This window comes from Edaphobacter acidisoli (genome assembly GCF_014642855.1).
Taxonomy (GTDB): domain Bacteria; phylum Acidobacteriota; class Terriglobia; order Terriglobales; family Acidobacteriaceae; genus Edaphobacter; species Edaphobacter acidisoli.
Genome location: NZ_BMJB01000002.1, coordinates 202228 through 224909 on the forward strand (window position 1 = coordinate 202228; position 22682 = coordinate 224909).

General features: G+C 59.0%; 18 protein-coding genes. 11 read left to right on the forward strand and 7 right to left on the reverse strand.

Annotation, left to right across the window (positions count from 1 at the left end; genetic code table 11):
• The first annotated feature begins 13 nt into the window (after nucleotides 1-13).
• Together IEX36_RS13915 and IEX36_RS13920 are read left to right on the forward strand one after the other, a co-directional pair.
• Nucleotides 14-718: an ABC transporter ATP-binding protein gene (locus tag IEX36_RS13915; RefSeq protein WP_188760165.1), complete on the forward strand. Its 705-nt coding sequence runs from the start codon at nucleotides 14-16 to the stop codon at nucleotides 716-718.
• 80 nt (nucleotides 719-798) lie between these two features.
• Complete coding sequence (locus tag IEX36_RS13920; RefSeq protein WP_188760166.1) at nucleotides 799-1500, forward strand: carbohydrate-binding protein; 702 nt, start codon at nucleotides 799-801, stop codon at nucleotides 1498-1500.
• Between the two features lie 40 nt (nucleotides 1501-1540).
• Here IEX36_RS13920 and IEX36_RS13925 read toward each other — a convergent pair whose 3' ends face one another.
• Both IEX36_RS13925 and IEX36_RS13930 read right to left on the reverse strand, forming a co-directional pair.
• Nucleotides 1541-2191, reverse strand: a complete 651-nt coding sequence (locus IEX36_RS13925) for a carbonic anhydrase (RefSeq protein ID WP_188760167.1) — start codon at nucleotides 2189-2191, stop codon at nucleotides 1541-1543.
• 60 nt (nucleotides 2192-2251) lie between these two features.
• Complete coding sequence (locus IEX36_RS13930) at nucleotides 2252-2824, reverse strand: thioredoxin family protein (RefSeq protein ID WP_188760168.1); 573 nt, start codon at nucleotides 2822-2824, stop codon at nucleotides 2252-2254.
• A gap of 88 nt (nucleotides 2825-2912) precedes the next feature.
• Here IEX36_RS13930 and IEX36_RS13935 point away from each other — a divergent pair, with 88 nt between their 5' ends.
• A complete protein-coding gene (locus tag IEX36_RS13935) occupies nucleotides 2913-3407 on the forward strand; it encodes an HNH endonuclease signature motif containing protein (protein WP_188760169.1) in 495 nt (164 codons plus the stop codon).
• Nucleotides 3408-3455: 48 nt separating this feature from the next.
• Here IEX36_RS13935 and IEX36_RS13940 read toward each other — a convergent pair whose 3' ends face one another.
• Entirely contained in the window at nucleotides 3456-4589 is a 1134-nt protein-coding gene (locus IEX36_RS13940) for a sialate O-acetylesterase (protein WP_188760170.1), read from the reverse strand.
• Between the two features lie 149 nt (nucleotides 4590-4738).
• Nucleotides 4739-6370 carry a DHA2 family efflux MFS transporter permease subunit gene (locus IEX36_RS13945; protein WP_188760171.1) on the reverse strand — a complete coding sequence of 544 codons (1632 nt, stop codon included), beginning with the start codon at nucleotides 6368-6370 and terminating at the stop codon, nucleotides 4739-4741.
• 71 nt (nucleotides 6371-6441) lie between these two features.
• On the opposite strand from IEX36_RS13945, the gene IEX36_RS13950 reads away from it, so the two are divergent.
• The 3 genes from IEX36_RS13950 to IEX36_RS13960 all read left to right on the forward strand — a co-directional run bounded on the left by IEX36_RS13950 (nucleotide 6442) and on the right by IEX36_RS13960 (nucleotide 11854).
• Nucleotides 6442-7083, forward strand: a complete 642-nt coding sequence (locus IEX36_RS13950; RefSeq protein WP_229669019.1) for a TetR/AcrR family transcriptional regulator — start codon at nucleotides 6442-6444, stop codon at nucleotides 7081-7083.
• 498 nt (nucleotides 7084-7581) lie between these two features.
• Nucleotides 7582-10851 carry a vitamin B12-dependent ribonucleotide reductase gene (locus tag IEX36_RS13955; RefSeq protein ID WP_188760173.1) on the forward strand — a complete coding sequence of 1090 codons (3270 nt, stop codon included), beginning with the start codon at nucleotides 7582-7584 and terminating at the stop codon, nucleotides 10849-10851.
• 142 nt (nucleotides 10852-10993) lie between these two features.
• Complete coding sequence (locus IEX36_RS13960; RefSeq protein WP_188760174.1) at nucleotides 10994-11854, forward strand: hypothetical protein; 861 nt, start codon at nucleotides 10994-10996, stop codon at nucleotides 11852-11854.
• A gap of 265 nt (nucleotides 11855-12119) precedes the next feature.
• On the opposite strand, the gene IEX36_RS13965 is transcribed toward IEX36_RS13960, so the two are convergent.
• Together IEX36_RS13965 and IEX36_RS13970 are read right to left on the reverse strand one after the other, a co-directional pair.
• Nucleotides 12120-13301 carry a glycoside hydrolase family 27 protein gene (locus IEX36_RS13965; protein WP_188760175.1) on the reverse strand — a complete coding sequence of 394 codons (1182 nt, stop codon included), beginning with the start codon at nucleotides 13299-13301 and terminating at the stop codon, nucleotides 12120-12122.
• A gap of 138 nt (nucleotides 13302-13439) precedes the next feature.
• Nucleotides 13440-14894, reverse strand: a complete 1455-nt coding sequence (locus IEX36_RS13970) for a sulfatase family protein (RefSeq protein ID WP_188760176.1) — start codon at nucleotides 14892-14894, stop codon at nucleotides 13440-13442.
• Between the two features lie 263 nt (nucleotides 14895-15157).
• Here IEX36_RS13970 and IEX36_RS13975 point away from each other — a divergent pair, with 263 nt between their 5' ends.
• The gene (locus IEX36_RS13975; protein WP_188760177.1) at nucleotides 15158-16120 is read left to right on the forward strand and encodes a sugar-binding transcriptional regulator; all 963 of its coding nucleotides are present in this window, start codon (nucleotides 15158-15160) and stop codon (nucleotides 16118-16120) included.
• Nucleotides 16121-16233: 113 nt separating this feature from the next.
• On the opposite strand, the gene IEX36_RS13980 is transcribed toward IEX36_RS13975, so the two are convergent.
• The gene (locus IEX36_RS13980) at nucleotides 16234-16890 is read right to left on the reverse strand and encodes a Dph6-related ATP pyrophosphatase (protein ID WP_188760178.1); all 657 of its coding nucleotides are present in this window, start codon (nucleotides 16888-16890) and stop codon (nucleotides 16234-16236) included.
• 181 nt (nucleotides 16891-17071) lie between these two features.
• Between IEX36_RS13980 and IEX36_RS13985 the strand changes: the two genes are divergently transcribed.
• From IEX36_RS13985 to IEX36_RS14000, 4 genes are read left to right on the forward strand one after another with little or no spacing between them, the layout of a single operon-like run.
• Nucleotides 17072-17377 carry a YXWGXW repeat-containing protein gene (locus IEX36_RS13985; RefSeq protein ID WP_188760179.1) on the forward strand — a complete coding sequence of 102 codons (306 nt, stop codon included), beginning with the start codon at nucleotides 17072-17074 and terminating at the stop codon, nucleotides 17375-17377.
• A gap of 56 nt (nucleotides 17378-17433) precedes the next feature.
• Nucleotides 17434-18015 (forward strand): KdsC family phosphatase, encoded by a 582-nt coding sequence (locus IEX36_RS13990; protein WP_188760180.1) that lies wholly within the window; start codon nucleotides 17434-17436, stop codon nucleotides 18013-18015.
• A 46-nt stretch (nucleotides 18016-18061) separates the two neighbouring features.
• Complete coding sequence (locus IEX36_RS13995) at nucleotides 18062-22474, forward strand: DEAD/DEAH box helicase (RefSeq protein WP_188760181.1); 4413 nt, start codon at nucleotides 18062-18064, stop codon at nucleotides 22472-22474.
• Between the two features lie 44 nt (nucleotides 22475-22518).
• Nucleotides 22519-22680: a DUF5522 domain-containing protein gene (locus IEX36_RS14000; RefSeq protein ID WP_188760349.1), complete on the forward strand. Its 162-nt coding sequence runs from the start codon at nucleotides 22519-22521 to the stop codon at nucleotides 22678-22680.
• Nucleotides 22681-22682 lie beyond the last annotated feature (2 nt).

The following is a 22682-nucleotide window of genomic DNA, read 5'->3' on the forward strand; positions in this document are numbered from 1 at the left end:
CTTAGAGCAACTCATGGCACCCATTATTCTCGCCCAGGACCTCGGCAAAACCTATCGTTCCGGCAAATTGGAAGTTCCCGCGCTGCGCAGTGTCAGCTTTTCGGTTGAGCCGGGCGAGTTTGTCGCGATTGTTGGGCCTTCGGGCTCGGGCAAATCGACCCTCTTCTATATCCTCGGCGGACTGACGCAGGCCACCAGCGGCTCTGTCGCGATTGATGGCGTGGACTTCGCCAAACTGAGCGATGCCGAGCGTACGAAGATGCGCCGCCACAAGATCGGCTTTGTCTTTCAGCGCTTCAACCTGCTGCCTACGCTGACGGCCATGGGCAATATCGAGATCGCCAACGATATCTCCAACCTTGGAACGGGCACGGAGAGCAAGCTCGATCTGCCGCTGCTGAACCACTTGACGGAGTTGCTCGGCATTGCTGGCCGGCTCGATCACCGGCCTAACGAGCTATCGGGCGGCGAGCAGCAGCGCGTGGCTATTGCCCGCGCGTTGATTACGCGTCCGGCGATTGTGCTGGCGGACGAGCCTACTGGCAATCTCGACACGAAGAACTCGGACGCTGTGCTCGACATGCTGCGTAAATCCAGCCGCGAGCTGAACCAGACGGTGCTGATGATTACTCATAATCCTGAGGCCGCACAGATTGCCGACCGCATCCTGCATATGCGGGACGGCGAGATCGTCCATGTCGAGAACGGGACGAAGTAGACAGTTCGTGCCAGCTTTTTTCAGCAGATATTTTTAGGTTGCTGCACCTCCACGTTGATAATGCTCACGAGGAGGAGTTAATGAAATTTGCTGAGCTGATTCTCGTGTCTCTTCTGCTCGCGCCCGCTGCGCAGGCAAAGCTGCCCAAGGGATACAAAGGAAAACCTTACACAGACGCGACCCACACTACTGGAGCGCAGGTGATCCCGGGGCGCGTCGAAGCTGCGCTCTACGATCTTGGAGGCGAAGGTGTTGCCTACCATGACACCGACGCGATCAACCACGGCAGCGGTGAGCTGAATTACACCAAGGGACACTGCGAAGAGGGCGTGCCGCAGTCAATCTGCCACTTCCGCGAGCATGAAGGCGTCGATATCTCCTATGTCAAAAAGCTTGCCGACCTGAATCATCCTAGCCCGGTCACGCCGGAGTGGCAGCAGCTTTATCTTGGCTGGACGGTGGATGGCGAGTGGGTCAACTACACTGTCGATGTAAAGAAGGCAGGGCGATACAAGATCGTCGCCATGTACACGCACGTGGCCCAGACCATCAATTTTTCGCTGAATAATCAGCCGGCCGCTACGTGCACTCTGCCGCTCGATCCATGGAGCCTTTATCCCAATCGGCACGATCCGGCATGGATGATCTTTCACACATGGAACAAGGCCGAGTGCGGCGAGATCACCTTTCCGCATGCTGGCCTGCAACTGCTGACGCTGCATTACAAGACAGGAAACAATCTCGCGTACTTCGACTTCATTCCAATTGAGGATAAGAAGTAGAGGCGAGAAAGCTGATTGAGGTTGCGGAGGCCTGTCGTTGCTAGCGCGCGACAGGCTCTGCAGTCACTGGCACAAATACGCGTCCGCCGTCTTCGGAGATGCGGACCTGGCCGCTGCCGATGTCGTAGATCCAGCCGGAGATGGACAACTCTCCGCGCGCCATTGCGCCCGCGACCGACGGGTGTGTTTTGAGGTGTTGAATCTGGAGCAGCACGTTCTCCTCGGTCAGCCGCCGTGCGAAGTCCTCCGGCTGCTCGCCGGCTTTGGCGAGTGACCTGGTCACGCTCATCGCAGCAGCGGCGTTGGTCATCCAGTTTTTGACGGCGGGCATTTCGGCCGTTGCCTCCGGCTGCATCAGCGCGGCCATTGCGCCGCACTGCGAGTGCCCGCAGACGACGATGTGTGGGACCTTCAGCGCGCTGACCGCGTACTCAACCACTGCGCTGACGCCGCCAAGCATCTCACCGTAGGCTGGAATCATGTTGCCGATGTTGCGGAGCGCGAACAGCTCACCGGGACCGCAATTTGTAATCAACTCAGGTTCAATCCGCGAATCGGCGCAGGTGACAAAGAGCGCCATTGGCCGCTGCGGCACACTGACCGCCTTCAGATAGGTCTCCCGACGCTCGGGATATACCTCGTTGCTAAACCTTCGCACTCCAGCCTTCAACTGTTCCAGCACGTCCTGCACGGGTCCCTCGCTTAATACGTAATGGTTGTTGTTACAAATAAATTTTGTGTGGGCGAGAGATCAAGCTGCTTTCCACTTGATATTGCATCCGATGCTCGTCCGCTGGTTCGTGTCTGGAGTTTCGCCACGCAGCATGGTATCGATCGCCCTGCGCAGGTCTTTGCCGGTTACAGGAATATCGTTGCCGAAGTCTCCGCGACGCGGACGGCTGTCGTCAAGCTGGCCGCGATACACCAGCTTCAGGTCGCGGTCGAAGAGGAAGAAGTCCGGCGTGCAGGCTGCGTCGTAGGCGCGCGCTACCTCCTGCGTCTCGTCGTACAGGTAAGGGAAGCGGAAGTCCAGCCGCTTCGCCTGCGCCTTCATCTCTTCGGGGGCATCCTGCGGGTACTCGGCCACATCGTTTGAGGAGATCGCTACGATGGGGAGCTTGCCTTCGTAATCGCGCCCGATCCGCGCCAGCTCGGCTTCGACGTGCTTCACATACGGGCAGTGAACGCAGATGAACATCACCAGCAGCCCGGGCTTGCCGGCAGCCACATCGCGTCCCACCGCTTTTCCCGTAACCATATCGGTCAGCTCAAACGCCGGGGCTACCGTGCCCAGCGAGACCATCGTCGACTCTGTCTTCGACATCGCCTGTCTCCTTTAGAAGATCATCGTGTTCTTCCATTCTAAGCCGTGTTGATATGATGCCCGGTACACTGCTTTTGGAAGAACATCCATGCGCGTGTCCCGCACTCTCCCCGGAGGCCACATCTCGCCCGCCAAGCTGGCCCGCGGCCCTAACGGCCTGCCGCTTTGCCGGTGGTGCGACCTGGAGATTCTCGCGAAACGCCGCCGCACGTTTTGCAGCGACTACTGCGTCCACCAGTGGCGGCTGCGCACCGACCCCGGTTATCTCCGCGAGCAGGTCTTCAGCCGCGACCGTGGCATCTGCGCTGCATGCGGCATCGACGCAGTTGCGGCGTGGAACGCGCTCAAGCGCTCACGCGGCACGGCCCGCGCCGCCGGGCTTCGTCTCTATGGCATGAAATCGATCGCCAGCCGCCGCAGCCTCTGGGACGCAGATCACATCCGTCCCGTGGCTGAAGGCGGAGGCCAGTGCGATCTCGACAACCTCCGCACGCTCTGCCTACTGTGCCATCGTGAGGCTACGGCCGCGCTTCGCAAGCGCCTCAGGCAAAGGGAAAAACGCACGATAGCCATGCAACGTTGATTCAGCATCCGGCACTCACGACGACAATTGCCATCACTAAGGCCAGCTTCATTTAAGCTTGTGATCCAAGTAAGCTTCCACACACTCGGCCCACATCTGGCCGTGCTTCTTCAGCCCTTCATCGTTCATGTGGACGCCTTTTCCGTGATTCTGCCGATACTCTGCCGTCAGCAGATCCGTATTAGGCCCAGCGTTGGCAACTCCCGCCTTCCAGAGCTCCATCTGCGCCTCTTCGAAGGGAACGTCCTTCGGCTGGCCCGGGTGGTAGGTCGCCTCGGCCACAAACCACGGAATCTTCCATCCCGCTGCCTTCTGTGATGCGTGGATGACATCCGTCAGCATCGCTCGATACTGCGCTGGAGTGATCTGGTGCCCTGTCGGCTGGTTCGCATCGGACTCTCCCTGGTGCCAGAGCAACGCGCGAAAGCCATGCTTGCCCAGCTCGTGAATGCGCATCATCATTCCGTTGAAGAGCGTGCCGTCACTTACCAGCGCGCCGTGGCTGTCGCGGACTACATACTTCTCCATCGTCGGCATCACGAAGACGGGCCGTCCCGCAGGCAGCCACTGCCGCACGCTGGTCGAGCCTCGGCCCACATCGGCCACTCCGATTGGCACTTTGTACTTCCTGTACATCGCGTCGCCAAAGGCGGGGATGAAGCTGCCCTTCTGGCTGTTGTCCTGAACGCCGGGCTGCGGATCGTCCGCAATACGCCAGCTCTTGCCATCAAATGCGGTCACCATGCTCGTCTGCGTCTGTTGGCGAACCTCGCCATAGTTGGTCGAATTCGATTGCCCGGCAACAACAAATACCTCGCCCACGCCGACGTGTTCAACCGTGGTGTCCGCTACGGTCTTTCCATTGGTGAGCACCTGCACCTCAACCTGATAAAACCCGCCTGCCGGGGCCGGCAAAGAGCCATGGAAGTGTCCATTGCCATGATTCAGCGAGACACGCCTCCACCGCTCTGCGTTCTGCGCCAACTCAGGCCCAAGAATGCGCGCCTGGACCCTGCTCACCTTGCCCGCGATCGTTCCCTCGACCAGAATGCTTCCTCGGATCCGCGTCTTTCTTTGAAATACCTGGTAGTCCAACGGAGAGGTAAGCGTGACCGTCTCGCTGCCAGCCAATGGCCAGGAGTCAGCCTGCCCCATCACCGCCGGCGAACAAAGCGACGCCACAAGCCCTAGAGCCAAGAAGAAAAAAACAGAACGGCGCAGAGACAACGTCCACCCCTTAAAAGCAGCTTTTATATGCTGAAAGGATTTTTGTCATGCAGAAGCACCACAAAGTGTATGTACCTGTCATCTGCGCCGTCAAACGTCGCGCATCAATGTCCTGCCGGGGCCTTGCCTCCTATCTTGAAGTTCTTCGTCATGAGCACAAGCGGAGCGGCGATGAGCGTGACTACACCGATCACGTGGAATACATCCATAAACGCCAGCAGCTGCGTCTGCGCGCGCAGTCCGTCATACAGGCGCGCATAGCTGGCCTTCATCGCGTCCGCGGCGGAGAATCCATGCGCCTGAAGGTAGAGCGCCGTCTGCTGGACCACGTCCTGCAGCGAGCGCGACGATCCGGACAGGTTTGCGCCCATCACCGACTGGTGAAAGTCCTGCCGTCGCTCGCTCATCGTCGTAGCGAAGGCGATGCCGAAGCTGCCGCCCCAGTTGCGGAAGAAGCTTGTGATCGACGACGCCTTGTTGTTCTGGCTGGGTGAGAGCTGCGAATAAGCAATGACCGACAGCGGCACGAAGAAGAATGCATAGCCCAGGCCTTGCAGCGCTCGCGCCCAGGCATAGTGCGCGTAGTTGGTGGCGAGATCGAATCCGGCGTAGTGCAGAAATGCGAACCCCACGACGATTACCGCGCCGAAGAGCATAATCCGCGGCCGCACGAATCCGCGCTGCACCAGTTGCGCTCCCACGGGCGCGAGCACCGTGATGACAAACGCGCCCGGTCCCAGCACCAGTCCGGCATTGGTTGCGCTGTAGCCATAGAGCGACTGGAGAATTTGCGGAAGCAGCGCTGCCGAGGCGAACGAGCCAAAGCCGAAGACGAAGTAGAAGACATTGGCGATGCCGAAGTTACGGATCTTCAGAAGACGGAACTCAATCACCGGGTCCGCCTGGCGCAGCTCCCAGAAGATTGCAGTGCCGATGCAGACCAGCGCCACGGCGAACGCCCAGCGGATGAAGATCGAACCGAACCAGTCATCGATCTGGCCACGGTCCAGCAGTACTTCGAGCGCAGCCGAGCCCAGCCCGATCAGCGCAATGCCAACTCCGTCGATGTGCAGCCGTCCATTGGCTGACCGGACGGTCTTGCGCTCCTCCGCATACGACGCGGGATCGTGAACGAAGCGGCTGGTCAGGAATAGCGAAAGAAGGCCGACCGGAATGTTGATCAGAAAGACCCAGCGCCAGTTGTAGTTGTCGGTAATCCAGCCGCCCAGCACGGGGCCAATTGCGGGCGCGGTTACAATCGCGACCGTATAGAGTGCGAACGCCGAGGCGCGCTTAGCAGGCGGAAATGTATCGACCAGGATTGCCTGCTCGACCGGCGCCAGTCCGCCGCCTCCGATGCCTTGCAGTATGCGAGCCATCAGCAGCATGCCAAGGCTCGGCGCAATCCCGCAGAAAAATGAAGTGACCGTAAACAGAGCCACGCAGGCCATGTAATAGTTCTTGCGCCCAAAGACGCGCGACAGCCACGCTGACAAGGGCAGCACCACTGCATTCGCTACGAGGTAAGTCGTCAGAATCCACGTCACCTCGTCGAACGAGCGTCCCAGTCCGCCGGCGATGTAGGGCAGCGAGACGTTGGCGATGGAGGTGTCCAGCAGCTCCATAAACGTGGCCAGCGTCACCGTCAGGGCAATGACCCATGGATTGATGGCCTTCCTGACCCGCTTCGTCGGGCGCGCAACACTCGGAACTGGAACGGCAACTGCGGTAGCCATCGAAGCCTCTCAGGAATCAAAAGAGACCAATCGGTCTCTTTCTGCATCTGATTCCACAGGAGGGTCGCACGATGCGTTTTTTCCCGGATAATCTTCCAGAGAATATTTCTGACGGGGAGGCCGAGGTGAGCAAAGGTGAACTGACGCGCCAGCGCATCATCGAAGAGGCTGCGCCCATCTTCAACCAGCGCGGCTACGCAGGCTGTTCCATGCAGGATGTCATGGAGGCGACGGGCCTTGAAAAAGGCGGAATTTACCGTCACTTCAGCAACAAGGAAGAGCTTGCGGCCGAGGCGTTTCGCTACAACATGGGCCGGTCGGTCCGCTTCCGCATGGATGCGGTCGTAGGCGTCGAAGGCGCAGTCGAAAAGCTCCGCGCCTACGTCCGGAGCTGGGCGCGAACCCCATCGGTCATTCCGGGCGGTTGTCCGATGCTCAATACCGCAGTTGACGCTGACGACGGCAACCCGCTGCTCCGCAAGCTGGTCACGGAAGCAGTGCAGGACTGGAAGGGGCGCATCGGCCGCATCGTCGAAGAGGGAATCGCCGCGGGCGAGATCCGAGAGGATGTGGACCCGCGCAAGATCGCAAATACGCTCATTGCCACGCTCGAAGGCGCATTGATGATTACCCGCCTCGAAGGCACCAAAGAAGCGATGCGCGATGCTCAGGCCACGCTTGAAAGCGTCATCTCAGCCATTGCAAGAGAATGAATCCGAGCGGCTTTTGCCGCGCTGAGGCCCCGTTTTCCCACTTTTCCACCTGAATCCACACGGTTTGCACCGATCCTGCGCCTTGCGGCGGTGTGGAGGCTCAGCCTACTCTCAAACGTGCACGTTGATTAGATAGGCAATTATCAAACTGGTAAATGCCGCATTTTATGCGGGCTCTAGAGAAAATCCACAGGCAAACTGAGGGATTTTCATGCATTTCCGCGATTTACACCTCGTAAATACGGGTATTCCCGCAAGCAACACAACATCTTGTGCTTTATACTTGACACACACCATAGGCAGAGGTACTTTCACCTCTGCGACGCTCTGAAGCCTCCCGTTCTTTTCGAGACTCATCCCGCTGACCCGCTCCGGACCTCAAAATGGCCCGGCCCGGACAGTCAGCCCCCTGAAGACCTCGAAGCGGCCCGCTCCAGACCCATAGCGCCGAGCCACGCGCTCGTTTGAAACATCCAATATTGAAGGAGTCTCTGCCCCATGGCGACCATCCCCAACCAGACTGAAAACCTCTCCACTGCCTCGGGCCTCCAGCAGTCGCCTGCCGCGTCCTCCTACGCTAACCGCGCCCCGGGTCTGGGCTTCTCGCGCCTGAACACCCGCCCCGGCGTCTCGCCCTTCGACGAGATCACCTGGGAGCTGCGCGACGCCATCATCCAGGACTTCAAGGGCAAGACCATCTTCGAGCAGAAGAACGTCGAGGTGCCCGCCGACTGGTCCATGACCGCGACCAACATCGTCGCGTCGAAGTACCTGCACGGCCTGAACGGCACCGCCGAGCGCGAGAGCGGTGTGCGCGCGCTCATCAGCCGCGTGGCCGAATCCATCCGCGACTGGGGTATCGCTGGCGGCTTCTTCGCCACGTCCGAAGACGCCGACACCTTCTTCAACGAGCTGGTTCACCTGCTCGTCCACCAGAAGGTCGCCTTCAACTCGCCGGTCTGGTTCAACGTCGGCTGCGACCGGCTGGAGCCGAACTCGGACGCGCAGAACTGGCACTGGAACCCCGCCACCGGCAAGGTTGAGTTCTCTGTTACCGGCTACAAGCGGCCGCAGTGCTCGGCCTGCTTCATCAACTCGGTAAACGACTCGCTCGACTCGATCCTGACGCTGGCAAAAACGGAGGGCATGTTGTTCAAGTGGGGCTCGGGCGCGGGCTCGAACCTCTCGAACATTCGCGGCTCGATGGAGACGCTCTCGGGCGGCGGCACGGCCAGCGGCCCGCTCAGCTTCATGCGCGGCTTCGATGCCTTTGCCGGCGTCATCAAGTCCGGCGGCAAGACACGGCGCGCTGCCAAGATGGTCATCCTCAATATCGACCATCCGGATATTGAAGACTTCATCGAGTGCAAGGTGAAGGAAGAGGAGAAGGCCTGGCACCTGGTGCAGGCCGGCTACGACGGCTCCGGCCCAGACTCCGAGGCATTCACGAGCATCTTCTTTCAAAACGCCAACAACTCCGTCCGCGTGAACGACGAGTTCATGCAGGCAGTCGCGTCCGACGGCTCCTTCTCGACGCGCGCCGTCAAGGACAAGCACCCCATCAAGGAGTACAGCGCCCGCGACCTGATGAACAAGATCGCCGAAGCCACCTGGCAGTGCGGCGACCCGGGCATGCAGTACGACTCCACCATCAACCGCTGGCACACGTCGAAGAACACGGCGCGCATCAACGCCTCGAACCCCTGCAGCGAATACATGTTCTTGGACGACTCCGCCTGCAACCTGGCCAGCTTCAACCTGCTCAAGTTCCTCACGCCCGGCGGCCAGTTTGACATCGCGGCGTACCGCCACGCTATCGGCGTCGTCACCACGGCGATGGAGATTATCGTGGATTCGGCGGGCTACCCCACCGAGATGATCGCGAAGAACTCGCACGACTACCGCCCACTTGGCCTCGGCTATGCAAATTTGGGTGCGCTGCTGATGGCCTTCGGCCTGCCATATGACTCCGATGCTGGCCGCGACTTCGCTGGCGCACTGACCGCGATTCTCTGCGGCGACGCCTACTGGCAGTCCGCGCGCATCGCTGAAAGCTGCCCCGCGCTCGGCGCAGCCACGGAACTCACCCAGGGTCACATCAGCGGCGGCGCTTGCCCCGGCTTCTACGTCAACCGTGAGCCCTTCCTCGACGTCATTCGCATGCACCGCGCCGAGGTGAACAACATCGGCAAATCGCGCACCTCGGCCGAGCCGTTTTCGGTGCCGAACCTCGACGCGCTCATCGACGCCAGCCGCGACTCCTGGGACGGCGCGCTTGCCCACGGCGAGAAGTTCGGCTACCGCAACTCGCAGGTCACCGTGCTTGCGCCCACCGGCACCATCGGCTTCATGATGGACTGCGACACCACCGGCGTCGAGCCAGACCTTGCACTCGTCAAGTACAAGAAGCTCGTTGGCGGCGGCATGATCAAGATCGTCAACAATACGGTGCCGTCGGCGCTGATAAAGCTCGGCTACAACGAGGCCGAGGTCAACGCCATCGTCAGCTACATCGACGCGACCGGCACCATTGAAGGCGCGCCCGGCATCAAGCCCGAGCACCTCGCCGTCTTCGACTGCTCTTTCAAGCCTGCGAAGGGCACGCGCAGCATCCACTATATGGGCCACATCAAGATGATGGCCGCCACGCAGCCCTTCCTCTCGGGAGCGATCTCGAAGACCGTCAATCTGCCCAAGGACTGCACGGTAGACGACATCGCCGAAGCGTACATCGAGAGCTGGAAGCGCGGCATCAAGGCCGTGGCCATTTACCGCGACGGCTCCAAGGGCACACAGCCGCTCAACGTCACCGCCGCGCAGGAGGCGAAGAAGGCAGTCTCTCCCGCAGCCGCCGGTACGATTGAGATCGAAGAGGCTGTCGCAGCAGCGAAGGCCGCGTCGCAGACCACCATCGACACGCAAAAGACGCGCATCGCCGCGCTCGAAGCCCAGGTCCGTGCCGTCACCGAAGCCGCCATGCAGAACGCCGATGCGCTCGATGCCCAGTCGCCGCCGCGCGCTGTGCGCCACCGTCTGCCCGCCGAGCGCGCCTCGGTCACGCACAAGTTCTCGCTGGCCGGGCACGAGGGCTACATCACCGTCGGACTCTACCCCAACGGTCAGCCGGGCGAAATCTTCATCCGCATGGCCAAGGAAGGCTCGACGGTCTCGGGCCTGATGGACAGCTTCGCCACGGCGGTCTCGCTCGCGCTCCAGCACGGCGTGCCGCTGCGCGTGCTCTGCGAGAAGTTCGCCCACACGCGCTTTGAGCCTTCGGGTTGGACCGGCAACGAGCAGATCGGCTACGCCAAGTCGATCATGGACTACATCTTCCGCTGGCTGCAGATCCGCTTCCTCAGCGGCCACCAGCTCGACCTCTTCGCTGGCCTGGCGCCCGCGCCGAGTGTGCCGGTTGAAGGCACCATCGGGCAGGGAGTCGTCGCCTCACTGAATGCCGAAGGCGCGCCTTCGATGTTTTCATCCAGCAGCGAAGCGAAGGGATCCGCTTTTGCCTCTGCCTACGAGGAGCAGCACTACACCACGCCCCCGCAGCAGGGAATAGCGCCGGAGCCGAAGTCCAGCAGCCAGCAACCGACAGCCGGCAACCTGTCGTTAGAGGACCGCGGCATCTACCACGCAGCCGACGCGATGCGCAGCATGTACGACATGGGCGACGCCCCAAGCTGCGCCACCTGCGGAGCCATCATGACCCGCAACGGCTCCTGCTACAGATGCATGAGCTGCGGCAGCACCTCGGGGTGCAGCTAGACTCGTGCCCCTCCTCGGTCGAAATCGTCAGGGCAGCCCAAGGCAATATCTGCGGCTGCCCTCGACTGTTCTTGTCAAACTTCGCTTAATGCTCGCTCTGGCATCCTTGATGTTTCTTTTTGGGAGTTCTGCCCCTGCAACTATGATCGTTGTCATTGCGACGAAAGATGGTTATTGGATTGGGGCTGATAGTTATAGGTCAGGCGGCGATAAACATATCGCTGACGTCTGCAAGATTCATGAAACACGCTTTGGGCTGCTTGCGAAGAGCGGGGATGCTCAAGGAGCAAACCATTCAGGTGAGATATATTCCACAGACAAAGAGGTGGAGGATCTGATTGCTTCGTCCAAGGATTTGGAAACCTTTCAATCAAATCTTCGACTCAGATATGAGCACGATATAGACGAAGAGCTGGCTCTACTCGTTGATGACCCAAGCGTGACTTCAGAAAATATTGAGCAAATTCCAATGGGCAAACCCATCCCACATGCTCTAATCCCAACACTGCTCAGAATGGTCGTGATGTTCAATACGAAGGCTACGGATGTTTCTGGAGAGGTCTTGCTAGTTCGCCCGGAAAGTGATGAACTGACTGACGCACTCGGCCGGAATTATTACCATTACTCGGCGCCATCAACGCTAGGTTGGTACCCGTTGAGCGATATTTCTATAAAGGCCCCATCACCTCATTTCCAAGTAAGCTGTCCAGCTTCGGTTCATGAATTCAGTTACTTCGTGCCTTGTGAGAAGCCAGACCCTTGGATTCAGAAACACCCCAAAGAAACGTTGAAACGGCTGCTCGATCAAGCACACCGAAGGGAACCCGAAACGATAGGCCCTCCATACACGATTGTGCGGGTCATTTTGAGGAAGTCCAGAGCGCCGAAGGTGAAATGGATTTCAAAGGGAGTGTGTCCGGGTTGGTCCGAAAGTGTCGATCCCAAGTATAGCCTTATTGAAAGGCGTGACGATATGAGAAAACAACGAGATTCCAATCCGTAGCGTAGGTTCGCATTCAAAGTTTAGATTTGGCGGTCGTAAATGCACTTATCGCATGAGCGGGATTCGAGCGAAGCTCGAACCGCCTTGCTTAAGGGCACGGCTTCAGCCGTGCCGCAACCCTCTCCAAACAGCAAGGGGCTTTAGCCCCTGAGGTACGCTTTACAATCGCCGCATGGCGATCCCAAGCAGAGCGTCGCGCCCTGGTGCCTTCGTCATCACCAGCGGAACCTACAACCGGCGCCGTCTCTTCCAGCTTGAAGCGGTCTTATTTGCTAACCACCAGCAGAGTCACCCCGTGCTTTGGAATCCTCGACGTGTAAACTCCCGAGCGTCGCCCCATATCCTTCCCCTGCCATACATTCCACACTTTCGCGTTGCCCTTAAACCCAATCTTCTCCAGGTCGACCGAGACATCACGCACGCTCCAGCTCCGGTTGAAAAGCCCCACAGCCACACGCCCGCCGCTCAGCGGTTTAGTCCACACATCCAGGTCGCCGCTCTCATACAGGCGGTCTCCTTGCTTGCCCAGCGCATCCTGATCAATCGCAATCGCTTCCTTGTTCATCAGAATGCTCTTGTCTGCCTCCGACATCTTCGTCAGATCATTGCCCGCCAGCAGTGGCGCAGCCAGCAGTACCCACAGGCTCATGTGCGTCTTGTACTCATCCTCGGTCATCCCGCCGTTACCCACCTCCAGCATGTCCGGATCGTTCCAGTGTCCCGGCCCCGCATACTTCGCCAGGCCTGCCTGGCTGAATCCGATGGCAATCATCCGGCCATACGTATCGTTGATGTCATCCGTCGTTCGCCACATATTCGCGCCCAGCCCCGGGCCCCACTTCCACGGCTGATCCACCCCATACTGGCAAAGGCTGTACACAATCGGTCGGCCCGTCGCCTTCAGTGCATCTCCCATCTTCTTGTATGCCGCAACCATCAGCGCATTCGCTGCATTCGGATCGTCCGGATGCTCAGCCTCCGCCTTGTGCATGTTGTCCTGAAACGAGCACAGGTCATACTTCAGAAAATCCACGCCCCAGGCGGCATACATCTTCGCATCCTGGGCCTCATGCCCCAGACTTCCTTCATAACCTCCACACGTCTTTGCCCCGGGCGAAGAGTAGATGCCAAACTTCAACCCCTTGGAGTGGATGTAATCCCCCAGCGCCTTCATATCCGGAAACCGATCGTTCGGATGCAGAACCCCGTCCGCATCCCGCTTGCCCTGCCACGTGTCGTCCACGTTCACGTAGACGTACCCGGCATCGCGCATTCCGGTGCTCACAAGTTCGTCAGCAGCGGCGCGAACATCGGCATCCGTCACGTGCCCGGCAAAGTGGTTCCAGCTGTTCCATCCCATCGGCGGCGTGGCAGCAATGCCCGCCTGGCCGTAAACCGGAATGACAGCGGTTACAAAAGCAATCGTAAGAGCCACAAAAGTACGCATCGTCAGGAGTCTCCAGAGATGAATTTCAAAGCGTATCCAAGCATATAGCCTCAGAGCCTTATTCCAACCCGATCAGCTCGCTATAGCTCAATCCATTATGGCCATGGCTTCAGCCGTGCCTTCTTCATGCCAGTGGAGTTAAGAACTGCTGTCAGCCTGTAACAGGGGATCGCCTAGTTCCTGCTGCATTTTGACCAGCCGTTCAGTCATCTCGCGTCTCGTCTCTGCATGGCTTGAATCTGCAGAGAGATCATGAATCTCCCACGGATCATTCTCGATATCAAAGAGCTGTATGCGCTTGATCTTGGGATAGAGGATCAACTTATGTTTTCTGGTGCGGACCATCCTCTGAAAATCGCGATAGTAGCAAAACACAGCTTCGTGAACCGGTTTGCCGCCGCCGTGCAGCAGAGGCACAAGGCTCGGGAATTCGACGGTCTGCGGAACCAACACACCGGCCAGCTCGCACGTTGTAGCGTATGCGCTGTGCTGGTAGACAAGTTCATCGACTCGCTTGCCAGGAGTAATGCCCGGCCCTGAGATGATGAGCGGCATGCGGATGCTGCAGTCATACAAATTCTGCTTACCCATCAATCCGTGTTCGCCCACGGCAAGTCCATGGTCCGCAGTTAGGATGATGTAGGTGTTGTCTGCCTTCCCTGATTGGGCCAGCGCCTCCATGACGCGTCCTACCTGTTGATCAACCAGCGTGATCAGGGCGTAGTATTCGCGCCGATGCAGTTGCACGGCCTCTTTCGTACGAGGGAAGGGAGCAAGCACCTCATCACGGATGCGGCTATCGCCCTGATCGAAGAGGTGCTCGGGAAGAAAATTTGGCGGGACTTGAATGTCTTCCTGCGGGTAAAGCGCAAGGTCTTCTTTGAATGACTGACGCGGGTCGTGCGGAGAGTTGAAGCCGAGATACATGAAGAACGGAGCATTGCGCTTCGCGGCCTTATTCAGCAGATGATCGACGAAGTAGTCGTTGTAGAGAACATCAGCGTGCTCGATACGGTCAGGGTGCTCGTTACGCCACAGGTCGGTGTGTAGCCAATGTCCTTTCTGTGTCTTGTCCCATGGCTCCCAGTGGTTGCCTGGGCTGGGGCGATTGTATGCAGCCCCAGCCATGGGCGTGGACTCAAACATGCCCGGTCCAATCGGGCCCATCTCCTTAAAGCTGCGCTGTAGCGCTGTGGGATCGAGATGCCACTTTCCGCAGATGTAGGTGTCATATCCTGCTGCGCCGAGCGTCTGTCCCCACAGATGAACCTCATCGAGTCCGGCTTCGGCATGAAAGGCGCTGAGACCGCTATTAAGCATGGTGCGACTGGGCGTGCAGACCGCGGGGCTCCACGAGCCTTGATGAAAGCAGTGGGTAAAGGCGCATCCTGATGCGGCGAGCTTATCGATATTGGGAGTATGAACCTCGGGATTATTGAGCGACCCTATGGTCCGAAAGGCAAGATCGTCGCAAATCATAAAGATAAAATTTGGCCGCCCCGAGCTTCGCGGCGCCAATGCTTCGAGTGGCAGAGGCTTTCCGGCAGCGACGATTCCTGTGCCCATCAGTTCTATAAAATTTCGACGATTCATCATCCTCGGTTACTCCTTGCGATGCGTCTCTTTGGTGATTTGTATATGAAAATATTCTTTTATAAAAAGTAAATCTGTATATAGAATTTGCGCCTTGCGTGTCAAGAAGTGTTGCTAACTGAAGCAGAGATTGCCGGAGACTATTACAGAGTCGAATTGCGGTTCTCCGCGGAACGACACGCTGAATTGATGCGCCGGAGCCGATTCGATGAAAGAGTAAAGCGTCGGCTGGGCACATGGAAACGCTATGCTATAAAACATTTATGTCCAGATCAGCTGAACTGCGTCTGATGACGAAGATAGCCCGGCTCTACTATGAGCAAGGTTTGCGCCAACAGGCCATCACGGATCGATTGAGCATTCATCAATCGACGATCTCCAGGCTTTTGAAGCGTGCGCGGTCGGAAGGCGTCGTGCGTATCAGCGTGGCTATTCCAAATGGCGTTTTTACAGAGATGGAACAAGCACTGGAGGAGCGTTATGGCATTCAGGAAGCCGTCGTGGTAGATACGCTCAATCACGAGGAAAATATTGCACGGGATCTGGGCACGGCTGCGGCATTCTGGATCGAGACTCGTCTCAAGCCTGGCATGGTCATTGGCATCTCTTCGTGGAGCCGTTCGCTCATCGCAATGTTGGACTCACTGCACCAGAATGATCAGGGACGTGATGGCACGGTTGTCCAGATTCTTGGCGGTGTGGGAAATACGGGCAGCCAATATCATGCGAACCGATTGGCACACGATCTCGCCTCGCGGATTAAGGCGACTCCGATATTGCTGCAGGCGCCTGCCGTTGTAGCGACTGCCGGGGCGCGTGATGTTCTTTCGAGAGATCCTGCTGTGAAGGTCGTATCGAATCTGTTCAAGAAGCTTGATGTCGCGTTGGTGGGAGTTGGCGCTGTGCAGCCGTCGTCGCTGCTTGCCAGCAGCGGAAATGTGTTTTCTGTGGCGGAGTTGAAGAAGATGCAGGCTCTTGGCGCTGTCGGTGACATTTGTCTTCGCTTTTTCGATGCGCAAGGCGCGCCGATTAAATCGACGCTCATGGACCGCGTGATTGGGATCGATCTGCCGACGTTGAAGAAGGCAAAGACTGTTGTAGGCATTGCTGGTGGTGGCAGGAAACTCCCGGCTATTCATGCGGCACTGCTGGGCGGTTGGATCAACGTTCTGATCACCGACCGGCACACAGCGGAGCAACTGTTGTCTCATAAGGACAAGGCCTAACCAATCCTGCACATGCAATCTACGTATTCTCTCGGGCCGGCCTGAGTGATGGCCTATTCATAAATATGCGAACCATAAATATGCAACTTAACGGTATTTATGAGAAAGCTGTCTCAAACCAGTTCTGCGTAGCTGAACCCGTCTCGCATCACTCGCTCGCCGGCTGCCACTGGGATCTCTCTGGCGAACATCGGCCCGGCGTAGCAGAAAGAGTGAAACTCACCGTTCTCGCCGCATGGATCGACTCCATCCGGTAGCTCACCAAGCAGGGAAGCGTCCCACTCGCGACCCGCAAATTCCGCCGGAACCTTGCGAGGGTCAACACACGTCAATCGTGCTCGCAGCCCACCTGCCATCATCTCCCCCGCCAGCTGGCCCGTCGGAATCCCCCAAACCGGAAAGATCGGCTCCAACCCCGTCCCCGCCAGCCGCGCGACCCGGTATGCCCGGATGTCCTCCAGAAAGAGGTCTCCGAATGCGATCCCTGAAAAACCCTCTTGCACAGCCCGCGCGCATACCGCGGCCATCCGCTCCTCATACGCCTCGTTCGAGCACGGAAATGGAAGATCCACCTTCCACAGCGGCAGCCCTGTCAGCTCCGCCTGCCTATTCAGCAACTCCTCGCGGAACCCATGGATCGCTACACGGCGAAACTTCTCGTTCACCGTCGTCAGCAGTGCTCCCACCTCTAACTTGCCGGCCTGACGCAATAGGTGAAGCGCCCATGCCGAGTCCTTTCCTCCACTCCAGCTCAAAAGAATCTTCTTCATTACGGAACCCGCAACTCATACTACTACAAGGAGATCTCGGCACCGACCTGTACGAAGGCCCAGAGCAGGCAGACAGTACCAGCATTGCAACTCGCATCCAATATAGAGAGAAGGTAGGATGGGACAGTTCCGAGCCGTATGCAGACTGCTTTCTGCAATTCCAATTGAGGAGAGACCGGAGATGAAGAAATTTTTGCTTTCCGCCGTGTGCGCTGCTTTGCTGTCGACAGGCGTCGCCATGGCGCAGGTATCGATTCGCATTGGTCCGCCGCCACCGCCGCGCGAGGTGGTTCCAGTGCGGCCTGTCGGGCATCCGGACTGGGTATGGCAGCAGGGTTATCAGCGCTGGGACGGACGACGTTATGTCTGGGTTCCAGGCACATATGTCGCCCCACCCTATCGCGGAGCACGCTGGGTTCCTGGCCACTGGCGCAATGGCGGACCGCGCGGCTGGGTCTGGGTCCCCGGCCACTGGCGTCGTCGTTAATGATGAGACGTGGCGGGCCTTCGGAAGAGTGAAGCCCGCCACGTTATCATCGAAAGATGACCGCTGAAGCTCGCGCAAAAAATATCAAAGTTCTCATCTTCGACGTTGACGGCGTTCTCACCGATGGCCAGATCTTCGTCATTCCCGGCTCCGATGGCCACGGCATCGAAGCGAAGGGCTTCTGTGCCCATGATGGTCTAGGCATCTCGCTCGGCCGCATGGGCGGGCTCCGTATCGGCATCATCACCAAGCGCCAGTCGCGCACGGTGGCCATCCGCGCCAACGACCTGAAGCTGGAGTTCGTCTACCAGGGTCAGGCGCACAAGATGGACGCCATCAATGAAATCCTTGCCAAGACGCACATCGGCATCTCGCAGCTCTGCTACGTCGGCGACGACATCATCGACCTGCCTGTGATGCGTCAGTGCGGCCTCGCCATTGCTCCTGCTAATGCGCGCGCCGAGGTCAAGGCCATAGCGCACTACGTCACGCCGAACCGCGGAGGTTTTGGCGCAGGACGCGATGCCATCGATTTCATTCTCTCCGCACAAGGTACGCTGCAGAAAGTGGTCGAGCAGTATCTCGATGAGTCCAGCTCAAACGCTGCTACGGCTGATGTGGGCGTCGGCAACATGTAGCTGGCGCTGGCGAACAAAGCACGAAAAAACGCGCTAAAATTTCCCCATGCAGGCCGTCGAAATCCCCGCGTCACTCGCCTGGGCTCATCCGGTCACGGCGGAGTGGTTTGTCAGCAAATTCGGCACTCCCACCGAGCCGCAGGAGCAAGGCTGGCCCAGCATTCTCGCGGGCGACGCAACGCTGATCTCCGCTCCGACTGGCAGCGGCAAAACGCTCGCGGCCTTTCTCGTCTGCATCGATCAACTGCTGCGTGCGGCGATCTCGGGCAGCCTCGCGCCCGCGACGCAGGTGGTCTACGTCAGCCCGCTCAAGGCGCTGTCGAACGACGTGCAGAAGAACCTGAATGGCCCGCTCGCGGAGATTCAGAGGCTTGCCATCGAGCGCGGCTATCTTTGCCCGGAGATTCGCACTGCAGTCCGTACAGGCGACACGCTGGCGAAGGAGCGCGCCGCCATGCTGCGCAATCCTCCGCACATCCTGGTCACAACGCCGGAGTCGCTCTACATTCTTCTGACCGCCGCGAAGTCACGCGAGCAACTGCGACGTGTCCGCACAGTGATTGTTGACGAGATTCACGCCGTTGCCGACGACAAACGCGGCGCGCACCTTGCACTCTCGCTCGAACGGCTCGACGCACTCGTGACGGGAGAGAATCGTCTGTGTGCCGGAGCGCATCTTGCTGGGTTGGCAACGCCGCCACAGCGAATAGGGCTTTCGGCTACGCAGAATCCGATTGAATTGGTGGCAGAGTTTCTCACCGGAGCGCACGAGACGCGCAAGCCGGCCACGATTGTGCAGGTTGGCCAGCGGCGCGAACTGGACCTGGCCATTGAGGTTCCTTCGGATGAACTCAGCTCCGTGGCCACGAATGCCATGTGGAACGAGATCTTCGACAAACTGGCGGCCTGTGCGGAGAATCATCGCTCGACGCTGGTCTTCGTCAATACGCGCCGGCTGGTGGAGAAGATAGCGTTCGCGCTCTCCGAGCGGCTTGGCGCGGAGAATGTCGCAGCGCATCACGGCTCGCTCTCACGCACGTTGCGGTTGGATGCAGAGCAGCGATTGAAGAGCGGCGAGATCAAGATACTCGTCGCCACGGCATCGCTTGAGATGGGCATCGATATAGGAGATATCGATCTCGTCTGCCAGATCAGCAGCACGCGCGCGGTTGCCACGGCGATGCAGCGTATCGGCCGCGCAGGGCACTGGCGTGGGGCGATTCCCAAAGGCCGCTTCTTCAGCACAACACGCGATGATCTCGCAGAACAGGCCGCGCTCATCCGCAAGATGCGCTCGGGCGAACTGGATCAGTTACAGATTCCTCCCGAGCCGACGGACGTTCTGATGCAGCAGATCGTCGCCTGCTGCGGCGCGGAGCCATGGGAAGAAGATGCGCTCTACGAAGTGATTCGGGGCGCGTATCCCTATCGCAATCTCACACGCGCCCGCTTTGACGCGCTGGTCGATCTACTTGCTAACGGTATCGAATCCAGCCGCGGACGCTACGGAGCATATTTGCTGCGCGATGGCATCCACAGCCAACTGCGCCCGCGCCGGGGAGCACGCATGATTGCCATCTCCAACGGCGGCGCGATTCCCGAGACTAACCTCTACGGCGTCATCCTCCAACCCGAAGGCGTGCAGATTGCCACGCTCGACGAGCATTTCGCTGTGGACTCAAGTCCCGGTGATGTCGTTCTGCTCGGCACGTCGAGCTGGCGTATCCAGCGCATCGAGGCTATTGGCCGTGTGCTGGTCGAGGATGCTCACGGTGCGCCACCCACGCTGCCTTTCTGGGAAGGCGAAGCGCCGCAGCGCACTGCTGTGCTCTCGGATGGAGTCGGCGAGCTGCGCGAGGAGATATCACGGCGCACGCCGAATGTTACGCCGGGAAACATCTCGCAGACTGACTCGGAGGTCGCTGCAACGACAAAGTGGCTGATGGATGAGTGTGGCCTGTGCCAGAGCGGTGCGCAGCAGCTTATCGCCTACATTGTCAATGGTCGCGCCGCTCTAGGCGCCGTTCCTTCGCGGAGCACGATTATTGCCGAACGATTTTTCGACGACGGCGGCGGGATGCAACTAATCCTGCACGCCCCCTTCGGGGGCCGCATCAACAAGGCCTGGGGCCTGGCGCTGCGCAAGCGCTTCTGCCGCGGCTTCAACTTCGAGCTACAAGCAGCAGCCACGGACAACGGCATCAACATCTCGCTCGCCGAGCAGCACAGCTTCCCGCTCAGCGATGTCTTCCAGTTCCTCACCACGAACACGGTGAAAGAGCTACTTGAGCAGGCGGCGATTGCCTCACCCATCTTCAAGACACGGTGGCGTTGGGCCGCTAACCGCAGCTTGCAACTGCTGCGCTACTCCAAGGGCAAACGCATCGCGCCGCAGATACAGCGCACACGCTCGGAAGACCTACTGGCCAGTGTCTTTCCGCAGGCCGCTGCCTGTTTCGAGAACATCGAGGGTGACATCCAAATTCCGGCACACCCCTTGGTCGATGAAGTTATGCAGGACACGCTGCAAGAGGCGATGGACCTCGAAGGGCTCATCGAAGTGCTTGATGGTATTCATTCTGGAGCGATTCGCTGTCTCGCTATCGATACGCCTACGCCGTCGCAGTTCGCCCATGAGCTGCTCAATGCCAATCCTTTCGCGTATCTGGATGAGGCTGGCCTTGAAGAACGCCGCGCTCGTGCCACCACACTCGGCCGCGCTCTGCCGGAGGCACCGGGCAAACTCGATCAGGCTGCTATTGACGAGATTCGCCGCGAGTGCTGGCCCGACCTTCGCGACGAGCACGAGCTGCACGATCTTCTGCTTGCTCTCGTCGCACTGCCGCTCTCCTTTGTCGATAGGCCGGAAGCACGCCACTGGGAGCAGTTCTTTGAAAGGCTCACGCAAACCGGACGAGCCAAGACGATAGACCTCAACGGCATTCCATGTTTGGTCGCTGCCGAACGCATCTCATACTGTGCTGCACTCTCTGCGGACGAGCAAAGAGAAACAGCAGAGGTTACAAAAGAAATGGCGATGAAGCAGTGTGTTCAGGGGTGGTCACAAATTCTTGGACCTACGACTGCGCGCTCCTTCGCAGCATTGTTAGGTTTAGAGCCTCCTGCCGTCTTTCAACAATTTCTTGCAATGGAAATGCAGGGCTTGCTGATGCGTGGCTCTTTCGAGCAGCCGGCAGTTACAGAAGAATACGATATTGAGTGGTGCGAACGACGACTTCTGCAGCGCATTCATCGCCGCACACTGCACACGTTGCGCAAGCAGATCGAGCCTGTCACTCCTGCCGTCTATATGCGTTGGCTGCTCGGCTGGCAGCACCTTGCGCCGCAGACGCAGCTCGCTGGCGAAGACGGCGTGCTCGCCGCGCTGCATCAGCTCGAAGGTTTCGAGGCTCCGGCAATCGAGTGGGAGCGCACGCTGCTTCCTGCGCGCGTCGCGGACTATGATTCGCGCTGGCTGGATAACCTTTGTCTTTCCGGCGCAGTTGGTTGGGGACGCATCTCGCCGCACCCGGCATGGTTTGCGGGCAGTAGTTCCTCCGGCGATTCGTCAGCGCCGCGCCGCGTCATTCCAACCAACGCCGCGCCCATCACGTTCTACGTGCGCGAATTCGCCGATTGGCTGCCACATGCATTAGCGCAGCAGTCGGTCGAAGAGGCCAGACTCCAGCAAGCTCTCAGCCCCGAGGCCCTACAGGTGCGCGATCTCCTCCGACAGCGAGGAGCGTGTTTCTCCAACGACATTCAGCGCATTCTCAACTTTACGCGCGCACAGACACAACGAGCTCTGTGGGAACTTGCCACAGCCGGACTTGCTGCAGCCGATGGCTTCGATCAGCTTCGAGCCATGATGGATCCGCGCCGCAAATCCGCTACAGAGCCCATAGGCAAACGCGCGGCGCGCAGTTCCGCAGGCCGCTGGTCGTTGCTCTCGGAGGATTTGCACGCCGCACCTACGCGTATCGAACAGGCTCGCCGCACTGAAGCTGCGCTCGAATCCTTTGCGCGACAACTTCTTACCCGCTACGGTGTGCTCTTCCGTGATCTGCTGGCACGCGAGTCCAACGCACCTCGCTGGCGCGATCTTGTTGGAATCCTGCGCCGTCTTGAAGCGCGTGGCGAAGTTCGCGGGGGCCGCTTTGTTTCGGGCTTCAGTGGCGAACAATTCGCGTTGCCGGAGGCTGTCGAATCGCTGCGCGCTGCTCGTCATCGCGATAGCAATATCATTATTCCCGTTGCGGCTGCTGACCCTGCGAACCTCGTCGGCATTGTTATCCCCGGCGAGCGTGTGCCCGCCGTCCCCGGTAAACAGACCTTGTTTCGTAACGGAAGATTGCACAACGAATCTGAGCCCGAAGCCGCGTCGTTCAATGCTGAAAACGAGCCTCATCCGGCGATGCTGCCAGCAACCGCTCCCGAACGCAATCTAGGATTGTTCTAGCCATGCCCAATCCGCCGCACTCGAAGCCCAAGCCAATCGAGGACATGCAGACTGAAAGGATCCGCAAGGCCGAGTCATCAGAGCCTGCAAATCTCGACCCTGGAGATTTTTATTACGAAGGACAATACCTAGTCTTCACTACCCAATATCATTTGAAGCGCGGGTACTGTTGCAACTCAAACTGCAGGCACTGTCCGTATCGTTAGTG

Coding starts and splice junctions, on each gene's coding strand:
- IEX36_RS13915 (WP_188760165.1), top strand. CDS start 14: ATGGCACCCATTATTCTCGCCCAGGACCTCGGCAAAACCTATCGTTCC.
- IEX36_RS13920 (WP_188760166.1), top strand. CDS start 799: ATGAAATTTGCTGAGCTGATTCTCGTGTCTCTTCTGCTCGCGCCCGCT.
- IEX36_RS13930 (WP_188760168.1), bottom strand. CDS start 2,824: ATGTCGAAGACAGAGTCGACGATGGTCTCGCTGGGCACGGTAGCCCCG.
- IEX36_RS13935 (WP_188760169.1), top strand. CDS start 2,913: ATGCGCGTGTCCCGCACTCTCCCCGGAGGCCACATCTCGCCCGCCAAG.
- IEX36_RS13945 (WP_188760171.1), bottom strand. CDS start 6,370: ATGGCTACCGCAGTTGCCGTTCCAGTTCCGAGTGTTGCGCGCCCGACG.
- IEX36_RS13950 (WP_229669019.1), top strand. CDS start 6,442: ATGCGTTTTTTCCCGGATAATCTTCCAGAGAATATTTCTGACGGGGAG.
- IEX36_RS13955 (WP_188760173.1), top strand. CDS start 7,582: ATGGCGACCATCCCCAACCAGACTGAAAACCTCTCCACTGCCTCGGGC.
- IEX36_RS13960 (WP_188760174.1), top strand. CDS start 10,994: ATGATCGTTGTCATTGCGACGAAAGATGGTTATTGGATTGGGGCTGAT.
- IEX36_RS13965 (WP_188760175.1), bottom strand. CDS start 13,301: ATGCGTACTTTTGTGGCTCTTACGATTGCTTTTGTAACCGCTGTCATT.
- IEX36_RS13970 (WP_188760176.1), bottom strand. CDS start 14,894: ATGAATCGTCGAAATTTTATAGAACTGATGGGCACAGGAATCGTCGCT.
- IEX36_RS13975 (WP_188760177.1), top strand. CDS start 15,158: ATGTCCAGATCAGCTGAACTGCGTCTGATGACGAAGATAGCCCGGCTC.
- IEX36_RS13980 (WP_188760178.1), bottom strand. CDS start 16,890: ATGAAGAAGATTCTTTTGAGCTGGAGTGGAGGAAAGGACTCGGCATGG.
- IEX36_RS13985 (WP_188760179.1), top strand. CDS start 17,072: ATGAAGAAATTTTTGCTTTCCGCCGTGTGCGCTGCTTTGCTGTCGACA.
- IEX36_RS13990 (WP_188760180.1), top strand. CDS start 17,434: ATGACCGCTGAAGCTCGCGCAAAAAATATCAAAGTTCTCATCTTCGAC.
- IEX36_RS13995 (WP_188760181.1), top strand. CDS start 18,062: ATGCAGGCCGTCGAAATCCCCGCGTCACTCGCCTGGGCTCATCCGGTC.
- IEX36_RS14000 (WP_188760349.1), top strand. CDS start 22,519: ATGCAGACTGAAAGGATCCGCAAGGCCGAGTCATCAGAGCCTGCAAAT.